Source organism: Thermosipho sp. 1244 (genome assembly GCF_018588215.1).
GTDB lineage: Bacteria > Thermotogota > Thermotogae > Thermotogales > Fervidobacteriaceae > Thermosipho > Thermosipho affectus.
Genome location: NZ_LNGA01000023.1, coordinates 203,439 through 219,858 on the forward strand (window position 1 = coordinate 203,439; position 16,420 = coordinate 219,858).

The window sequence follows — 16,420 nt, forward strand, 5'->3', positions numbered from 1 at the left end:
TTAAGATGAGAATAGATAAGAGGGGGAGAATAATGGAAAAACTTTTAAAGAGCCAAGAAATTTTTAAAGGAGTATTATTGCACGTGAAAAAGGATGAGGTACTTCTTGAAAATGGTAGGAAAAGCACAAGAGAGTATGTGTTACATCCTGGGGCAGTTGCAGTTGTTCCGATTTTGGACGATAATAAAGTTGTGATGGTGAAACAGTATAGATATCCCATTGGTAGAGAGTTACTTGAAATACCTGCTGGAAAGTTTGATTTTAAAGGGGAAGATCCACTTGAATGTGCCAAAAGAGAACTAAAAGAAGAGACGGGTTTCCAGGCAAAATATTATACGTATTTGGGATGTATACATACTACCCCGGGTTTTTCAAATGAAGTGATTTACATATATCTTGCTAGGAATTTAGTGAAGGGAAATGCCGAACCCGACGAAGATGAGATAATCAAAATAGAAGTCAAGGATATTGATGAAGTTTTGGAGAAATGTATAAGTGGTGATATTACAGATTCAAAGACTATAATAGGTATTTTTAAAACGTATTTTTTCTTAAGGAGTGGAAAAGAATGATAAAGTTAGTGGTAAATGGGAAGGTTGAAAAATTCGAATCTTCAAAATATGCGAATTTTGGAGAGCTTTTGGACAAAGTTTCGATGAATTTAAAAGGAATGGTTTTAAGTGAAGTAAAGATTAATAAAAAATCGGTTCCGATTAGTAGAATTGATGAATTAAGAAATGCTATTTTAGATGATGAACTTGAAATTGAAATGAATTTTGTACCGCTACAAGAATTTTTTATAACAACCCTATCAGATGTTATTGAATATATCGATAATATCACAAACCTTCTTGGTAAAGTTTCAGATAATATATTGTTAGGGGATAATGAAGGATTTAGCAATATTGTGGATCTTGCAGAGGGTATTTCTTCTATGGAGAATTTGAGGGTAAATTCCATGAAAATGACGGGTTTTTCACCTTCTGATTTTCAATTAAAAGTAGATGGTAATGAAGTTGCAGATATATTGAGAAATTTTGTGGAAGCCCTTGAAAGTAAAGATTTACTAGAACTTTCTGATCTATTGAAGGAAAAGATACCTATTGTTTTAGATTACTATAAAAGTTATTTTCAAAATATTTTAAAAACCTTGAAACAAAATAATTAGGGAAGGTGAAATGATGGATTATACAGAGCAAATGGTGAAAACTGCTAGTCCAGCAAAGTTGATAGAAATGTTATACCAAAGGGCTGTAGAATTGTTGGATTTATCTATCGAGAGTATTAATAAAAAAGATTTTCTAAGTGCGAACGAATACATAAAGAAGTGTCAGGATATTATTACCGAACTTAATTTGTCGCTAGACATGAAACAAGGAGGAGAAATTGCTAAAAATTTGAGGGCATTATATAATTACATGTTTAAAGCATTAGTGGAAGCAAATATTAAGAAGGATATAGAAAAAATAACAGAAGTTAGGAATTATCTTTTTGAGCTTTTAGAAACATGGAAAGAAGCCATGAAAAACGTAGGAAATACGGCAAATAAATTACCTGATCCCAATAGACCAAGGCTTAATGTGAGTCTTTGAGGGTGTGAAAGATATGAAATTTGTTTCGAATATTTTCTTTGTTTTAAGCATTGGTTTATTTATAATTTCTGCCGTGTTTTTTGAGATTTCATTGAGATATATGAGAAGGCAAAACGAAAAAAAGAAAAAAGAAAGTGCAAATTTAGGAATAAAGTTTTTAGTATTTGGAGGTATAGTTTTTGTTATTTCAGGTATTTTTGCTTTTTTTGCTTAAAAAAAACCCCCAATCTGGGGGGTTTTACATTAAATGTACAATTATTCCGCTTTTTAATTTTGGCTCAAACCATGTGGATTTTGGAGGCATGGTTTTTTCTTCGTCAGCAACTCTTAAAAGATCTTCGATATCCGTTGGATATAATGCAAATGCCACTTTATATTCTCCGTTGTTTACCAGCTTTTCAAGTTCTTCAATTCCTTTAATTCCACCAACGAAGTTAATTCTTTTGTCTGTTCTTGGGTTTTCAATGCCTAATATAGGTTTTAATAGATTTTCTTGTAATATCGAAACATCTAGTGAGGAAACCACGTCATTTTCGTTGTATGTTCCCTCTTTAGCTGTTAATCGATACCATTTTTCATCGAGGTACATGCCAAATTCGTGTTTTTTAGATGGTTTAAATTTTTCTGTTTCTTCAATGTTGAAATTTTCACTTATTTTTTTCAGGAATTCTTCTTTTGAATGTCCATTGAGATCTTTTACAACTCTATTGTAGTCTAATATATGAAGTTGTGTGTGAGGAAATAGTACTGCAAGAAAATAGTTGTATTCTTCTTCACCTGTATGATTTGGATTTTCTTTTGCTAGTTCTTCGGCTGCTCTTGCAGCAGCAGCAGCTCTATGGTGTCCATCTGCAATGTAGAATGCGTCTACCTTTTTGAATGCTTCAACAATTTCGTTGATTTCATTTTCATTTTTAACTATCCAAAGTGTATGGTGTATACCAGATTCATCTGTATAATCATATTCTGGTTCTTTTGTTGTGTGCTTTATTATTAAATTGTCGACTTCTGGGATGGAACGGTACATTAGAAAAACAGGGCCAGTGTGTGCTTTCATTAATTTTACATGTCTTGCTCGTTCGTCTTCTTTATCTTTTCTTGTAAGTTCATGTTTTTTGATTTTTCCATCTTTGTACTCTTTGGTTGAGAAAGTTGCGTAAATTCCCGTTTGTGAATATCCCTTCCATTCTTCTCTATACACGTAAATAGCTGGTTTATCTTCCAATATCATTACTCCATCTTCTTGGAATTGCTCCAATACTTCTTTGCCTTTTAAAATGACCTCATCTGAATGTGTATCAACCTCACCATCAAAATTAATTTCTGGCCTTGTTACTCTATAGAATGTATATGGATTTTTTTGTGCTTCTTTTCTTGCTTCTTCGGTTGTTACTACATCATACGGTTTTGCAGCTACTTTTTCAATCATGTCTTTTTTTGGTCTTAAACCTCTGAAAGGTCTTACTATCATCTTTTCCCCTCCTTTTTTTTATTTGCAGAAAGATTTTAGCATACGAGTTATACATTTGCAATTTTGGTTAGGAATAAAATTTTAAAATAATCAAGTGCTAGCTTATTTTTTCTAAATTATACAGTTTTATGTATAATAAAAGTCCTAGTTCTTTTGAACTAGGACTAAATTTTTCCTTCTTCAACTAAATAGCAAGAAACATAATGTTCATTTCCCAAGTTTTTTAATGGTGGATGTGGGTTGTCTTTACAAAGATTAGTTCTAAATGGGCATCTATTGTAAAATCTACACCTTTGAGGAGGATTTATTGGTTTACTTACAGAACCGATTATATTTGGTTCTTCTTTTTCATAGTCTGGGTCTGGAACTGGAACCGCGGAAAGCAATGCTTTGGTGTATGGGTGTAATGGATTAAACAATATTTCTTCTGCATCTGCATACTCAACAATTTTTCCCAAATACATTACTGCTATTTTATCACACATGTATCTAGCAACTGCGAAATCGTGCGTGATATACAAATAACTCATATTATATTTTTCTTGTAAATCCATTAGAAGGTTCATAACACCTGTTCTAACTGAAACATCTAACATTGAAGTTGGTTCATCTGCTACTATAAAACTAGGTTCTAGTACAAGTGCCCTTGCTATTGCAACCCTTTGTCTTTGTCCACCAGAAAGTTCGTGTGGATATCTCCACAAGAAACTAGATGGAGGAGTAAGACCTACGTCTTGTAATAATTTTTCAACTTTTTCTTCTCGGTCTTTCAATGTTCCTATGTTGTGTATATTTAGTGGTTCTGCAATAATATCAAATATTGTCATTCTTGGATTCAAAGATTCATATGGATCTTGAAATATCATTTGTACTTTTTTGTGATATTCCAGATGTGAAGAAAATTGATGTATTTCTTTACCTTCAATGTAAACTTTTCCATCGGTTGGTTTTTCAAGTCCTACAATGACCTTTCCCGTTGTGGTTTTTCCGCATCCAGATTCACCAACAAGTCCCAATGACTTACCACGTTTTATTTCAAATGAAACATCATCGACTGCGTGAACAAAATGACGTACTTTTGAAAATAATCCCCTATCTGCCGGAAAAAATTTCTTTAACTTTTCAACTTTTAATATAGTATCGACTTTATTAGAGCTTAGTTTTTGCATTTTTTCTCACCTCTTCATTTAAAGGATACCAACATGCTACAAAGTGCCCATTTTCAATTTCCTTGTATTCAGGTTCTTCATTTTTACATTTTTCAGTTGCCCACGGACATCTTGGAGCAAACCTACAACCTTTTGGTGGTTTTAGAAGGTTAGGGGGTTCACCTGGAATTGTTAAAAGTTTTTTCTTTTCACCTACAGTACTTGGAAATGCGTTCATTAGCAAAAATGTATAAGGATGCATTGGATTTTTGAATATATCATGGGAGCTTCCAAGTTCAACGAATTTTCCCGCGTACATAACCGCAATTTTGTCACTTACTTCGGCTATAACTGCTATATCATGGGAAATGTAAATCATAGCCATGTTTAATTGTTTTTGAATTTTTTTCATTTCTTTTAGTATTTTATCTTGAACAATTACGTCAAGAGCCGTTGTTGGTTCGTCTGCTATTATAACTTTTGGATCACAAGATAAAGCTAGTGCTATAACTGCCCTTTGCTTCATTCCACCACTGTATTGATGAGGATATTGTTCCATTCTTTTTGGATCAAGACCTACAAGTTCAAATAACTTTGCTACTTTATTTTTTGCGTCATCAATACTCATTTCTGGATAGTGTGTTAAAATAGCCTCTACGATTTGATCACCAACCTTGTATACGGGATTTAAGGAATTCATAGCTGCTTGAAAAATCATCGCAAGACCTTTCCATCTGTATTTTCTCATTTTATCTTCTGGAAGTGAAATAAGATCAACTATCTTTCCATTGTCGTTAAAAAGCACTTGACCTTTCTTGAATTCGCCATTTTCTGGTAATAGTCTTAGCATTGTCATTGAAACAGATGTTTTTCCGCATCCAGATTCTCCTACTATTCCTAGACTTTCGCCACTATTAAGGGTGAAATTTATACCATCAACGGCTTTAACGTACCCCATTTTGGTTTTGTAATGCATTTTTAAGTTTTTTACTTCAAGTAACGCCACTTTAAATCACCTCTTTCTAAGTCTTGGGTTTACAATTTCTTCAAGTCCTCTTCCAAGGAAGTAGAAGCCAGAACAGAATATAGTTATTATTAACCCTGCTGGGACCCATAGCCACCAGTATGATCCTATATTTCCAGATGAAAGATATCCTGACGTCCACGCAGTGTTTATCATTATACCCCAACTTATTCTTATTCTTAAAAGTCCAAAAAAGCTTAAGGAGGCTTCTGAAAATACCGCACCTGTCACATTAAACATCATATAAAGGAATGAAAGAGGCATTACATTGGGAATTATGTGGTTGAATATAATATATCTATTACTTGCACCTGCGACTTTTGCAGCTTCAATGTATGGTTTTACCTTTATTGTTAGTGCTTGTGCTTTAATTACAAGTGTTATCCCACCAAAACCGCCTAGTAAACCAAGTATCAATGCAAGCCAAAATAGGTTTAATTTGAAAAATCCTGATAAAACAATCAAGAAAGCAATACCTGGGAATAGTAACATTAAATCGGCAAGTCTCATAAAGAAAGTATCTATAAATCCACCATAATATGCTGCAGTAGTACCAATAATAGTACCAATTGTTACGGTTATAATTGCAGCTAAAAAACCAAGCATAAATTCACTTGGGGTGCTTCTCCAAAGTTGCATAAAGATATCTCTACCACCTGGATCCGTTCCCAAAATATGCCACCTGTTTGGAGGTAATGGATGTTGAATTCCAAGCTTGGATTCAAGGGCAAGTTTGTTGTAGATTGATACTATAAGTTTTTCTGCATCTTTTTTTGATAATTTGATCGGTTTGTTTAAGTGTTCAACGGCTTTTGAAAGATCAGTTTGAGTGTTTAATACATCACTATATTTTTTTACCCAATAACTTTTGTCGTTTAATTTGGATATATATTTTTCTAAAAGAGATTTAAGTAAGTATTTTGATATTACATAGTAATCATTGAAATTATTTAAAAAGTTTATTTCTTCCGTTAGTTGTGGAGTTTTTTCTAATTTTTCAACTATATCCAATCTTTGATAATTAATATCCCCTGCGCTTTTAATATTATTTATTATAAGATCAAAGTGTTTTGTACCTTTGGTAGCGTATGACAAAAGATTTGTCATAGGAGAGTCAAGCGCTGGAATCAACTTGGTGTAATCAAGTGAAAGGTAAATTTCGGGTATATTTATTTTGTCAATTGGTTCATTATAAATATTTGATATTATTGTGAGCATGAAAGCTCTTGAGTTTGCAACAATTTTGTAAAGTTCTTCTTGTTTTTTTCTAAAACTTTTTTGGATTTCCGGATATTTTTCTAAGTTATTTTCGAGTTTTGCTTTAGTTTCCGGAGAAAGGTCAAAAGAAATAATGGCAAGGTTAATACCAGAAAGGTTATCTAAAATTATTTGTGGATGATTTAAATCAAATGTTAGATCAAGTTTTTCAAAAATTTTCTTAAGTTCTGAGAAATATTGATTAATTCTATCTAAGTTTGAATTTTTGTTTTCCGTATTTTCTAAGTTAGGTATTTTTTCTTCAGCCAATTTTAGTAAGTTTTTGTAATGGGAATTTTCCAATTTTGAGATTATGTTTTTGTCCTTTTTTATTTTTGCGTATGTTAATATGTCCACTAACGTATTGAAAATGGTTGATTTTGCTAAATCAAATGTAGGAATCTTATTTGTTTTGATGATATTTTCAAGGTCATTTTGGCTGTTAACAGAAATTTGTATCTCTATGTCACCATTTTTTACAAGCTCGTTAACTGCGGAGAAAATTTTGTTCTTGGCTTCTGATTTTTCAAATTCAGAATATGTGTTTTTCAACATTTCGTTAAATTTGTTCCTTTCATTTTTTCCTTTTATTATTTTTATCCATAAACCTATTGTGGAAACTTCACGACTGTTTTTGTATTTTGAAAGTGCAATTGCTAATGTTTTTGTATCTACTTTCTTCAATAATTTTTTAAATGAAATTAGTGAAAACTTTTTTCTATTACCAATTTCAATAATGTTTGACAAGGGTTTAATTGAAATAAGGTTGTGTTCTAGAAGTTGAGAAACTTGGGTTTGAAACCTCATTCTTTCTTTTATTGGAAAATAGCTGTCAACGATAGTATCTAAAATATGTCTAAAGGCTTGGGCATAATCAAGGTTTACAAATTGTCTTTGTGCAGTGTCTATTTTTTGCTCTATTTGTTTTTTAAAATCTTCTCCTTGATCTAAAAATGAATATGTGAAGATTCTTGCAGGTGGGATTTCTATGCCTTTAATCACGTTTTGTGGAGACATGTATTTTGATATGTATGAAATATCTTGTACCCTTGGATCTGTACCAGTAACGGGATTATAGATACTGTGGTCTACAAATTGCCAAGCGATAGGATATGTTAGTGCAAAAATTCCGAAAATTATAATTATTGATAAACCAAAGATTCCCATTTTATTTTCTTTAAATAAATTCCAGTTCTTTTTAAAGTTTCTCAAAAATAGCTTAAATTTAATTTTTGTAATGGATTCATTTGCCATCTATTTTCACCCCTCAATATCTAATTCTAGGATCAAGTATTGCATATAGGATATCTGCAACCAAATGAGCTATAAGTATAAAAACACCGGTAAACGTTAAACATCCCATTGCAAGAGGTGTATCTTGGACAAGTGTGGCGTTTAAAAGAGTAAGTCCCATACCTTTCCAAGAAAACATTGTTTCGGTAATAACACCGCCACTAACTGTAGTTGCAAGTGAAAGCACAAAACTTGTAACTAAAGGTAAAAGCGCTGTTCTTGCTGCATGTTTATCTCTTACCACTTTGTCTGGAAGACCTTTAGCTTTAGCAGTTGTAATGTAATCTTCTTTTATTATTTCGAGCATGGTATCTCTCATTACTAACATACTACCTGCAAATCCCAGCATCGTGAGGGATAAAACTGGTAATATTACATGGTAAATTATATCCAATGCATAGTATCCGTATCCATTAAACAACCAGTATAATATAATAATTGAGATTCCAGAAAAGGTTATACTAAGCATAGATACTGTCTTAGATTTTTTAGTTTTCATAAATGTGGCAACAATTAGTCCAACTGTCCAGAAAACAACCATTAAAAATGCACTTAAAAGTAGTCTAATAAACACATCTTGTGTTGAAAAGCTTACATTTAACCACTTCGATGGTTCTATAAACCCACTAATTGGGAAGATTTTCAGAACCACACCAAAAAGCCAAATCATAATAAGCATAAAGAAAGGTGTAAATATTGTCCAGAAAACAATTCCAACAAAAGTTGCCACTTTATCTGAAATGCCACCACGTTTCCAAGCAATTCTTTTTCCAAGATTGTATCCTAAGATATATGATGAAAGGGTTGTCATTAAAAACAAGAATACTGTTCGAGGAAGCCTTTCGGCAATGATTTCTTCAACGGGTTTTGGATATTCAGAAAATGATATGCCAAGTTCTAAGTTAAAGAAATTTCTCATATGCTTTGCGTATTTTACGTACCACGGGTCACCAACACCAAATAATTTTTTTATTTTTTCCATCATTTCAGGTTGTTTCATGATCTTTGGATCAAGAAATTTAGAAGTATAATCACCTGGCATTGCAAGGAATATAAAAAATACAACGGTTATATATATTATCAACAAAATTAACATCTGGTATATTCTGTTTCTTATAAACTTAAAGAGACCGGGTAATGGTAGTGAAAATAGGTACAAAACAATAGAAAGCAAATAATTAAATCTTGGACTGAATATGAAGAAATATTTAAATCCAAAAAATGCTGAAAAATAAAGTAAAAGAGAAATAATCAAAAATATATAGTGATGTACTTTTTTCGTGTTAAATGTGGTTGTAATTATTGCAAACAGCGGTAATATTACTCCAAAAGAAGTGTATGGATGGATAAATAACGATACAAAAAATACTAATCCTATTATTAACTGTATCCAAAGTTTTGTATTCATTTTCACCTCTCCTTTTTGTAGAATTCCCCCTCGGAAACCGAGGGGGGAAGGTTTATTTTACCTTCATTACGTTTTCTGGGAATCCATTGTAATTTTGAATACCGTCAAGTGTATCCGTATATGGGAATTGTATGGTATCTCTATATGCTTCGTAAATTGGTGTTGTAAAGAGTATTATATATGGAAGATCATCTGCAAGTAATTGTTGAGCTTCTTTTATAGCAGCAACTGCTTCGTCAAAGTTATCAGCCATTTCAAATTCTTCAACTAAAGCATCAAATTCTGGATTGTTGTATCCTGGAGTATTGAATCCTTCTGGGGCCATTTGGTCAGATGCCCAGAAACTTTTAAAGTATGTTGGAACTCTTCCAATACCCCAACCAAGCATGTACATATCAAAATCAACTTCGTCAAATGCCCTTGTTACAATTTCATTAAAATCGGTGAGTTTTACATCAATGGGTATTCCGAGGTCTTTAGCCCATTGTTCAATGTAAATTGCTGTTGTTGCTCTCATTGGGTCATATTCTCCGGATGGGGAGAGTAATTCAAGATCTGGTACGTATTTTCCATCGGGACCTTTAAGCCCTTTTCCACGTTTGCTTATAGGATTTGCAGGGTTATTTGGATTAATTACAGGTTCTTGATCCCAACTAAATCCGGCTTTTTTGAGGAGTTCAATTGCTAGTTGGTATCTTTCGGCTCTTGAGAGTCCTTCGCCTATAGTCTTCACATCTGGATTAAACCAGAACGTGTTCGCGGGTGGAACTGGAGTTGCAAGAGGAATTGCTTTTCCCTGAAGAACTCTGTTACAAATGTAATCTCTATCTATCAATGCGGCAATTGCTTGCCTGAATTCTTTTATGTTAAATGGAAATTTTCTCATGTTAAACGCAAGGTATCTGAAACCAAGTGATGGATTTACCGTTAATTTTATACCGGGTACGCCTTTCAGTGATTCAAATTCACCGGAGGTCAGACCATTTGGATTAAGAACGAAATCCACGTCACCTTTTTGAAGTGCTTGGAGCGCAACAGATTTGTTTCCGTATATTCTGTATATAATTTTATCAATATATGGGCCATTGACTACTTCAAGCTTTACGTTTCCATCCGGTTTTGGATTGTTACTTGCCCATTTATAACCGCTATTTGGATTTTCAACAATGAAACCTCCATTCTCAAGGTATATGGATTTTTCGCCTTTTGCCCAGTAGAAATTATCTTCTACTTCCTTTTTAACTTCTACAAATGCACCTTTTTCGATTTTTCCAAGATTTAACGCTGTAATTCCTGGATCAACTACTTCTTGACTTAATAACCAATTAACTGGATTTTCCTGTTCTTTTGCCTTTTCTACATATGTTTTCCAGAAGTTTTTGCAAACTATTGCAGTCATAAGGGTATCATAGTAAATGGTCATAGTTTTTTTCTCTTCAAAATAGAACTTAACTGTCCAAGGATCAATTTTTTCAACTTTTTTTGGTTCATATGCTCCCGTCCAATTACCACCTGGGATTTGGAGTTCTTGGATGGTATTAAAGGTGAATACCACATCATCTGCGGTAAATGGTGAACCATCGCTCCACCTTAAGTCTTTTCTGATTTTTACAGTAACTGTATACATTCCATCTTCTTCAACTATTTTTGGAATTTCATCAGCAGCCGATGGTATTAACATTCCATCTTTATTCATAGATAAGAGTGAAGGATATTTCCAAAGTTGTACATAAAAGTTCCAAGAAGATGAACCTGAACCAAGTAAATTCCAAATATTTGTTGTTGTAATATCTTCAAGTAAAGCATAGTTAACCACTGTTTCAGCAAATAGAAAAATACTAAACAAAACAGTTAGAAATACTAACAAACGTTTCATATAAAGACCCCCTCCTTTTAAGAAATGTAATGTTAGCAAAGTTTTGGTAACCGACATGATATATTATACATAAATTGAAACAAAAAAGTCAAATAAAATAGATAGAAATATTGATAGAATATGTTTATATTAGAGGTAGAGGTGATAGTGTGTTGTACATTGAATCTGGAAAGTTTAAAGGAACAAAAATTGAAACAGTTCCAAATGTGAAAACTAGGTATACACCAAGTATAGTAAGGTTGGCCCTTGTAAATATGTTGGATTTGGAAGGAAAAAATGTACTGGATTTATGTGCGGGAAGTGGAGTTGTGGGAATTGAGTTTTTAAGTAATGGTGCAGGTTTAGTAACTTTTGTTGATGTTTCTGCAAAGTCCGTCAAGACTATTAATAAGAATATAAATAAAATTAATTTGAAAGAAAAGATTAAAATCGTAAAAAAAGATGCAAGGGTTTTTTTAAGAACATCAAAAGATAAATACGATATAGTGTTTATGGATCCACCTTTTGGTCTTGGAATAGTTAATGAACTATTACAATATACGCACAAAGTTTTAAAAATAAACGGAATTTTAGTCGTTGAACATTCTAAGAGAGAAAAAATAATACCTCCAGACGGTTTGGAGGTATTAAAAATAAAACGGTATGGAGATGTTGTTATAGATATGTATAAGTTAAAAAATATACTTTAAGTATTTTTTCATTGAAACACTTAATAGAATAGTTCCAATTAACATTATAGTTGAAATTGCGTTTATTGTTGGTGATATTCCAAATCGTATCATGGAATATATTTTTAAAGGAAGTGTTGTTGAACCGGGGCCAGCTACAAAAAATGTAATTACAAAATCATCAATTGAAAGTGTAAGTGACATGAAGAATGCGGCCAATATTCCTGGAAAACTTGCAGGAATTATGACTTTTGTCAATGTTTCAAATTTTGTTGCCCCAAGGTCATATGCTGCATCTATTATACTTTTATCAAAATCTTGTAACCTGGAAAATACTATCATCATTGCATAGGAAAGGGAAAAGGTGGTATGTGCTACAAAGATTGTAAATAAACTTAATCTTATGTTTATCATGACAAAAAATATTAAAAGAGAAACTCCAATAATAATATCGGGTATTATTAATGGTAAGTATGAAAGTATCCAAATGTACTTCTTTGATTTAAATTTCTCCCAATACAATCCTATTGCCGCTAGTGTTCCAAAAGATGTTGCAACAAAACTTGATAATAGTGCGACAAAGATTGAGTTGAAGAAGGCATGCCAAATATCGAATGCATTAAAAAATAGTTCTTTATACCAGTGAAAACTAAACCCTACCCATACAGGTGATTTTGAGTTATTAAAAGAGAAGACCACTACAATAAAAATTGGTATGTAAAAAAATATTAAAACGAAAATTGTTAATATTTTTGATAATTTTCCTGGTGTCATCTTTTTTCACCTTTTTCTGCTTGTTTTACAAATAAAAGTACACCAATGAGTGTGAAAATGGTTAATATTGCAGAAATGGCAGATGCAGCTGGCCAGTTTTTTGCAACGGTTAATTGTCTTACTATTTCATTTCCAATCATTTTGGAATTTTTTCCGCCAATGAGGTCTGGAATCGCGTATGAACCTAGTGCGGGTATAAATACAAAAATTGTAGATGTGACGATTCCAGACTTTATATTTGGTATTAATACTTTAAAAAAAGCTTTGACTTTATTTGAACCAAGGTCAAGAGCAGCTTCTATCATTGACTTATCAATTCTATCAATGGATGCAAAAAGGGGAATTATTGCGTAAGGTAAATATGTGTACACTATGACTAAAATTACCGCAAAAGGATTATACAAGAATTGTACATAATGATTTGTGACTTTTGAAATAATTTGGTTTATAATTCCGTTATTTCCAAGAACAAATATCCATGCATAAATCCGTATAAGTGAATTTGTCCAAAACGGTATTACAACTAAAAGGAGCAAGAAATCTTTAAGTTTACTGTTTGCAATAAAATAAGCAGTTGGAAGGGCAAGTAAGATTGTAAATATAGTTGCAATCAATGATATCCAGATACTCCTCCATAGTATTTTCAGATAGCTAACGGAAAATAAAGATTTGTATCCATCTAATGAAAATGAAAAATTAATACCACCGTATAGAGATTTTTGCATAAAACTAAAGCTAAGTACTATTAAAATTGGTATGAGAAAGAAAAAAATTAACCAGAAACTATATCCAAATGTATACTTCATCTATTCCACCTCAACAATAAAGCTATCGTTTGGATCCCAACTTACAAATACTTCATCTTTCCAGGTTAATATCGTTTCATCCAATAGATAATTTATATGTTGTTTGTAAACCTTTAGGATGTAACCATTATCTAGTTTTACAAAATACCTAGTTTGATATCCCATATATATTTCTTCTTCAATTATTCCGTGAAAAACGTTTTTTCCGTTTAAAGATTTTTTAGAAATTTTTATTTTTTCAGGTCTTAGGGTAATTAAGATATTATCATTTGATGATACATCCTTATCTTTATAGCATATAAATTCACCGATTCCAGGTGTGGTAACTTTGATAAACTCTTCATTTATTTCTATAACTTTACTTTTCATAAGATTTGTTTCCCCAATAAAGGTTGCAACAAATTTATTAGCAGGACTTTCATAAATTTCATATGGAGTTCCATATTGCACTACTTTTCCTTCATTCATTACTGCAACATGATCAGATATACTTAACGCTTCTGCTTGATCATGAGTTACGTATATAAATGTTATACCCACTTGATCGTGCAAATTGTCCAATTCTATTAAGAGTTCTTGTCTTAATTTTGCATCGAGAGCACTTACTGGTTCGTCTAGTAAAAGTACTTTTGGTTCGTTTGCGAGTGCTCTTGCAATGGCAACCCTTTGTTTTTGCCCACCTGAGAGTTGATGAGGTTTTTTCATAGCATGTTCTTCAAGTTTTACAAGATTCAATAATTTTTCAACCTTTTCTTTTATTTCAATTTCTGAAAATTTTTTTAATCGCATAGAGAAAGCAATGTTTTCAAATACGGTTAGATGAGGAAATAGAGCATAATTTTGGAAGATAGTGTTTACCGGTCTTTTATTTGGGGGGATGTTTAACACTGAGGTGTTATCAAAAAGGATATCCCCTGTGTCTGTATCTTCAAGTCCAGCTATAATTCTTAAAAGGGTTGTTTTGCCACATCCTGAAGGACCAAGAAGGGAGAAAAATTCTCCCTTTTTGATTTCTAAATTTATGTCTTTTAAAACTTTAAAGTCATCGAAGGATTTATTTATATTTTTTATAGTGACTGTACTTCCAATCATTTAACTTCTCCTTACATTATTATTTCTTGCCATGCTTTGTTATAAAGTTCTATTGCACTTCCTATATCATTTATAAATTCACAGTTTTTGAGGTCTTCAATTGTGTAGATGGGTTTTTCTTTAATGTATTTTCTTGCTTCTATATTTGGTGAAGGTAATGCAAGAAAATCCGCTATTATAGCCGCATTTTTGGGATCTAAAATGTGGTTTATAAATTTGTATGCAAGGTCAACGTTTTTTGCGCTTTTAAGGATTACCATGTTATCTATCCAAAGTGTGCCTCCTTCTTCTGGTATAAAGAAGTCAAAGTTATCTTCTTTACCTTCAGGGATTCTTTGGAATATGTCTTCACCATAGCCGTGGACAACCCAGTATTCACCATTTACAATACCATTTGCATAAGAAGATGCGTCAAATTTAACTATGTTTTCCTTCCATTTAAGTATTAATTGTTTAGCTTCTTCAATTTCTTTTGGATTTGTTGTGTTTACAGAGTATCCCAAGTATTTTAAAGCCCCACCAAAAACTTCTCTCATGTCGTCGAGTAATGTCATTCTTCCTTTTAGTTTTTGATCTAAAAATATGTTCCATGAGTGACTATAATCTTTTACGTATTTTTTGTTTACACAAATTCCCGTTGAACCCATCATATATGGTACGCTATATTCGTGATTTTCATCGTAAATAGTTTTTCCCAATATCTCAGGATCAAGATACTTGAAATTTGGAATTTTGTTAAGATCTAATTTTAGAAGCAACCCTTCTTTTTTCATTATTGAAACATGATCGCCAGATGGAAATACAATATCGTATCCACCACCGCCAGCTTTTATTTTTGCATACATTTCTTCATTTGAGGCAAATGAATCGTACACAACTTTGCAGTTATACTTTTCTTCAAAGGATTTGATAACTTCATCAGGGATATATTCTTCCCAATTGTATATATAGAGTACTTTTTTTCTAGGAACTACAAAAAAAGTAACTGCAACAAAAATAGCAATTAGCCCAAGTGTGAACCAGAATTTTTTCATGCACTCCCCCTCCTTTTTCAATAAAAACGGATGGACGTAAAGTCCATCCTCTTATTGAATTTTTTTAGGCATTATAGCTGCTCCAATTCATTTTTTAAGAATGTAGGTAAAGCAAATGCTGCTTTGTGAATTTCTTCGTTATAATATTTCAATTCTTCTTGGAAAGATTTAACTTTTTCGGGAGCAAAATCTTTTAATGGATCAAGTCCTTTTGATGCAAATGTATAAGACCACATTCCGCTTGGGTATGTTGGCATAAATCCAAGATAAAGTTTGGTTATAGGAAATGTCTTTCTAATTCTTGAATAAGCAAGTCTCATCCATGCACCATCATATAACCAATCTTCTGATTCAGCTGAAAGTGTACCATTTTCGGTCAATGCGTCATAACATGCCTTATAAAAATCTTCAGTGAATAAGTGCCCACCTTCACCAGCAGTTGGATCTGTAGAATCTATAATTATTACATCAAATTCGTTTTTGAAATTTCTGACAAATTGAGAACCATCTTCGTAAACAAGTTCTACTCTAGGATCATCAAGTTTTGAAGCTGTTACAGGAAGATATTTTTTTGCAGCTTCAACAACCATTTGGTCAATTTCACACATGACAACTTTTTCTACGCTTTTGTGTTTTAAAACTTCCCTGACACTTCCGCCATCTCCGCCACCGATTACGAGCACTTTTTTTGGATTGGGGTGCATAAACATAGGTACATGAACGAGCATTTCGTGATAGAAAAAGTCGTCTTTTTCAGTGGTCATCGTGATACCATCTAAAGAAAATACCCTTCCAAAAAAATCAGTTTCAAAAATATCAATTCTTTGATATTTACTTTGAGCAGAATATAATGGTTTGTTTATTTTCATAAATATTCCCGTGTTTCCCGGGGTATAGTATTCAAAATACCAAAGATGTCTATTAGGAACAAATCCATATTGGAAATCTTTCATTATTTTCTTTTCTATATTTTCATT

Annotated in this window: 16 protein-coding genes; 5 read left to right on the plus strand and 11 right to left on the minus strand. The window is 32.4% G+C overall.

The features are described from left to right. Positions 1-32: 32 nt before the first annotated feature. From AS157_RS06105 to AS157_RS06120, 4 genes are read left to right on the plus strand one after another with little or no spacing between them, the layout of a single operon-like run. On the plus strand, positions 33-572 hold the full coding sequence (locus AS157_RS06105; RefSeq protein ID WP_077289543.1) for an NUDIX domain-containing protein: 540 nt from the start codon (positions 33-35) through the stop codon (positions 570-572). Continuing rightward, complete coding sequence (locus AS157_RS06110; RefSeq protein WP_077289544.1) at positions 569-1,168, plus strand: DUF8042 domain-containing protein; 600 nt, start codon at positions 569-571, stop codon at positions 1,166-1,168. The genes AS157_RS06105 and AS157_RS06110 overlap by 4 nt, the downstream gene beginning before the upstream one ends. Before the next feature lie 13 nt (positions 1,169-1,181). Then, complete coding sequence (fliS, locus tag AS157_RS06115; RefSeq protein ID WP_077287675.1) at positions 1,182-1,592, plus strand: flagellar export chaperone FliS; 411 nt, start codon at positions 1,182-1,184, stop codon at positions 1,590-1,592. Positions 1,593-1,605: 13 nt separating this feature from the next. Then, positions 1,606-1,806 (plus strand): hypothetical protein, encoded by a 201-nt coding sequence (locus AS157_RS06120; RefSeq protein WP_075666133.1) that lies wholly within the window; start codon positions 1,606-1,608, stop codon positions 1,804-1,806. A 24-nt stretch (positions 1,807-1,830) separates the two neighbouring features. Here AS157_RS06120 and AS157_RS06125 read toward each other — a convergent pair whose 3' ends face one another. The 6 genes from AS157_RS06125 to AS157_RS06150 all read right to left on the minus strand — a co-directional run bounded on the left by AS157_RS06125 (position 1,831) and on the right by AS157_RS06150 (position 11,069). Continuing rightward, positions 1,831-3,063 (minus strand): DUF1015 domain-containing protein, encoded by a 1,233-nt coding sequence (locus AS157_RS06125; RefSeq protein ID WP_077289545.1) that lies wholly within the window; start codon positions 3,061-3,063, stop codon positions 1,831-1,833. 164 nt (positions 3,064-3,227) lie between these two features. Then, entirely contained in the window at positions 3,228-4,232 is a 1,005-nt protein-coding gene (locus AS157_RS06130; protein ID WP_077289546.1) for an ABC transporter ATP-binding protein, read from the minus strand. Then, positions 4,213-5,217 carry an ABC transporter ATP-binding protein gene (locus tag AS157_RS06135; protein ID WP_077289547.1) on the minus strand — a complete coding sequence of 335 codons (1,005 nt, stop codon included), beginning with the start codon at positions 5,215-5,217 and terminating at the stop codon, positions 4,213-4,215. Before AS157_RS06135 ends, AS157_RS06130 begins: the two co-directional genes overlap by 20 nt. Before the next feature lie 6 nt (positions 5,218-5,223). Continuing rightward, on the minus strand, positions 5,224-7,746 hold the full coding sequence (locus AS157_RS06140; protein WP_077289548.1) for an ABC transporter permease: 2,523 nt from the start codon (positions 7,744-7,746) through the stop codon (positions 5,224-5,226). Between the two features lie 13 nt (positions 7,747-7,759). Beyond that, positions 7,760-9,193 (minus strand): ABC transporter permease, encoded by a 1,434-nt coding sequence (locus AS157_RS06145; protein ID WP_077289549.1) that lies wholly within the window; start codon positions 9,191-9,193, stop codon positions 7,760-7,762. A gap of 52 nt (positions 9,194-9,245) precedes the next feature. Next, positions 9,246-11,069, minus strand: a complete 1,824-nt coding sequence (locus tag AS157_RS06150) for an ABC transporter substrate-binding protein (RefSeq protein WP_077289550.1) — start codon at positions 11,067-11,069, stop codon at positions 9,246-9,248. A 149-nt stretch (positions 11,070-11,218) separates the two neighbouring features. Between AS157_RS06150 and rsmD the strand changes: the two genes are divergently transcribed. After that, complete coding sequence (gene rsmD / locus AS157_RS06155) at positions 11,219-11,758, plus strand: 16S rRNA (guanine(966)-N(2))-methyltransferase RsmD (RefSeq protein WP_077289551.1); 540 nt, start codon at positions 11,219-11,221, stop codon at positions 11,756-11,758. Here the strand turns inward: rsmD and AS157_RS06160 are convergent. The 5 genes from AS157_RS06160 to speE all read right to left on the minus strand — a co-directional run bounded on the left by AS157_RS06160 (position 11,741) and on the right by speE (position 16,396). Beyond that, positions 11,741-12,511: an ABC transporter permease gene (locus AS157_RS06160; protein WP_077289552.1), complete on the minus strand. Its 771-nt coding sequence runs from the start codon at positions 12,509-12,511 to the stop codon at positions 11,741-11,743. The two genes, rsmD and AS157_RS06160, sit on opposite strands and share 18 nt — an antisense overlap. Beyond that, positions 12,508-13,317 (minus strand): ABC transporter permease, encoded by an 810-nt coding sequence (locus tag AS157_RS06165; RefSeq protein ID WP_077289553.1) that lies wholly within the window; start codon positions 13,315-13,317, stop codon positions 12,508-12,510. The genes AS157_RS06160 and AS157_RS06165 overlap by 4 nt, the downstream gene beginning before the upstream one ends. Continuing rightward, a complete protein-coding gene (locus AS157_RS06170; RefSeq protein ID WP_077289554.1) occupies positions 13,318-14,409 on the minus strand; it encodes an ABC transporter ATP-binding protein in 1,092 nt (363 codons plus the stop codon). A gap of 11 nt (positions 14,410-14,420) precedes the next feature. Continuing rightward, positions 14,421-15,443, minus strand: a complete 1,023-nt coding sequence (locus AS157_RS06175; RefSeq protein ID WP_077289555.1) for an extracellular solute-binding protein — start codon at positions 15,441-15,443, stop codon at positions 14,421-14,423. 71 nt (positions 15,444-15,514) lie between these two features. Next, a complete protein-coding gene (speE, locus tag AS157_RS06180) occupies positions 15,515-16,396 on the minus strand; it encodes a polyamine aminopropyltransferase (protein ID WP_075666732.1) in 882 nt (293 codons plus the stop codon). Positions 16,397-16,420: the final 24 nt, after the last annotated feature.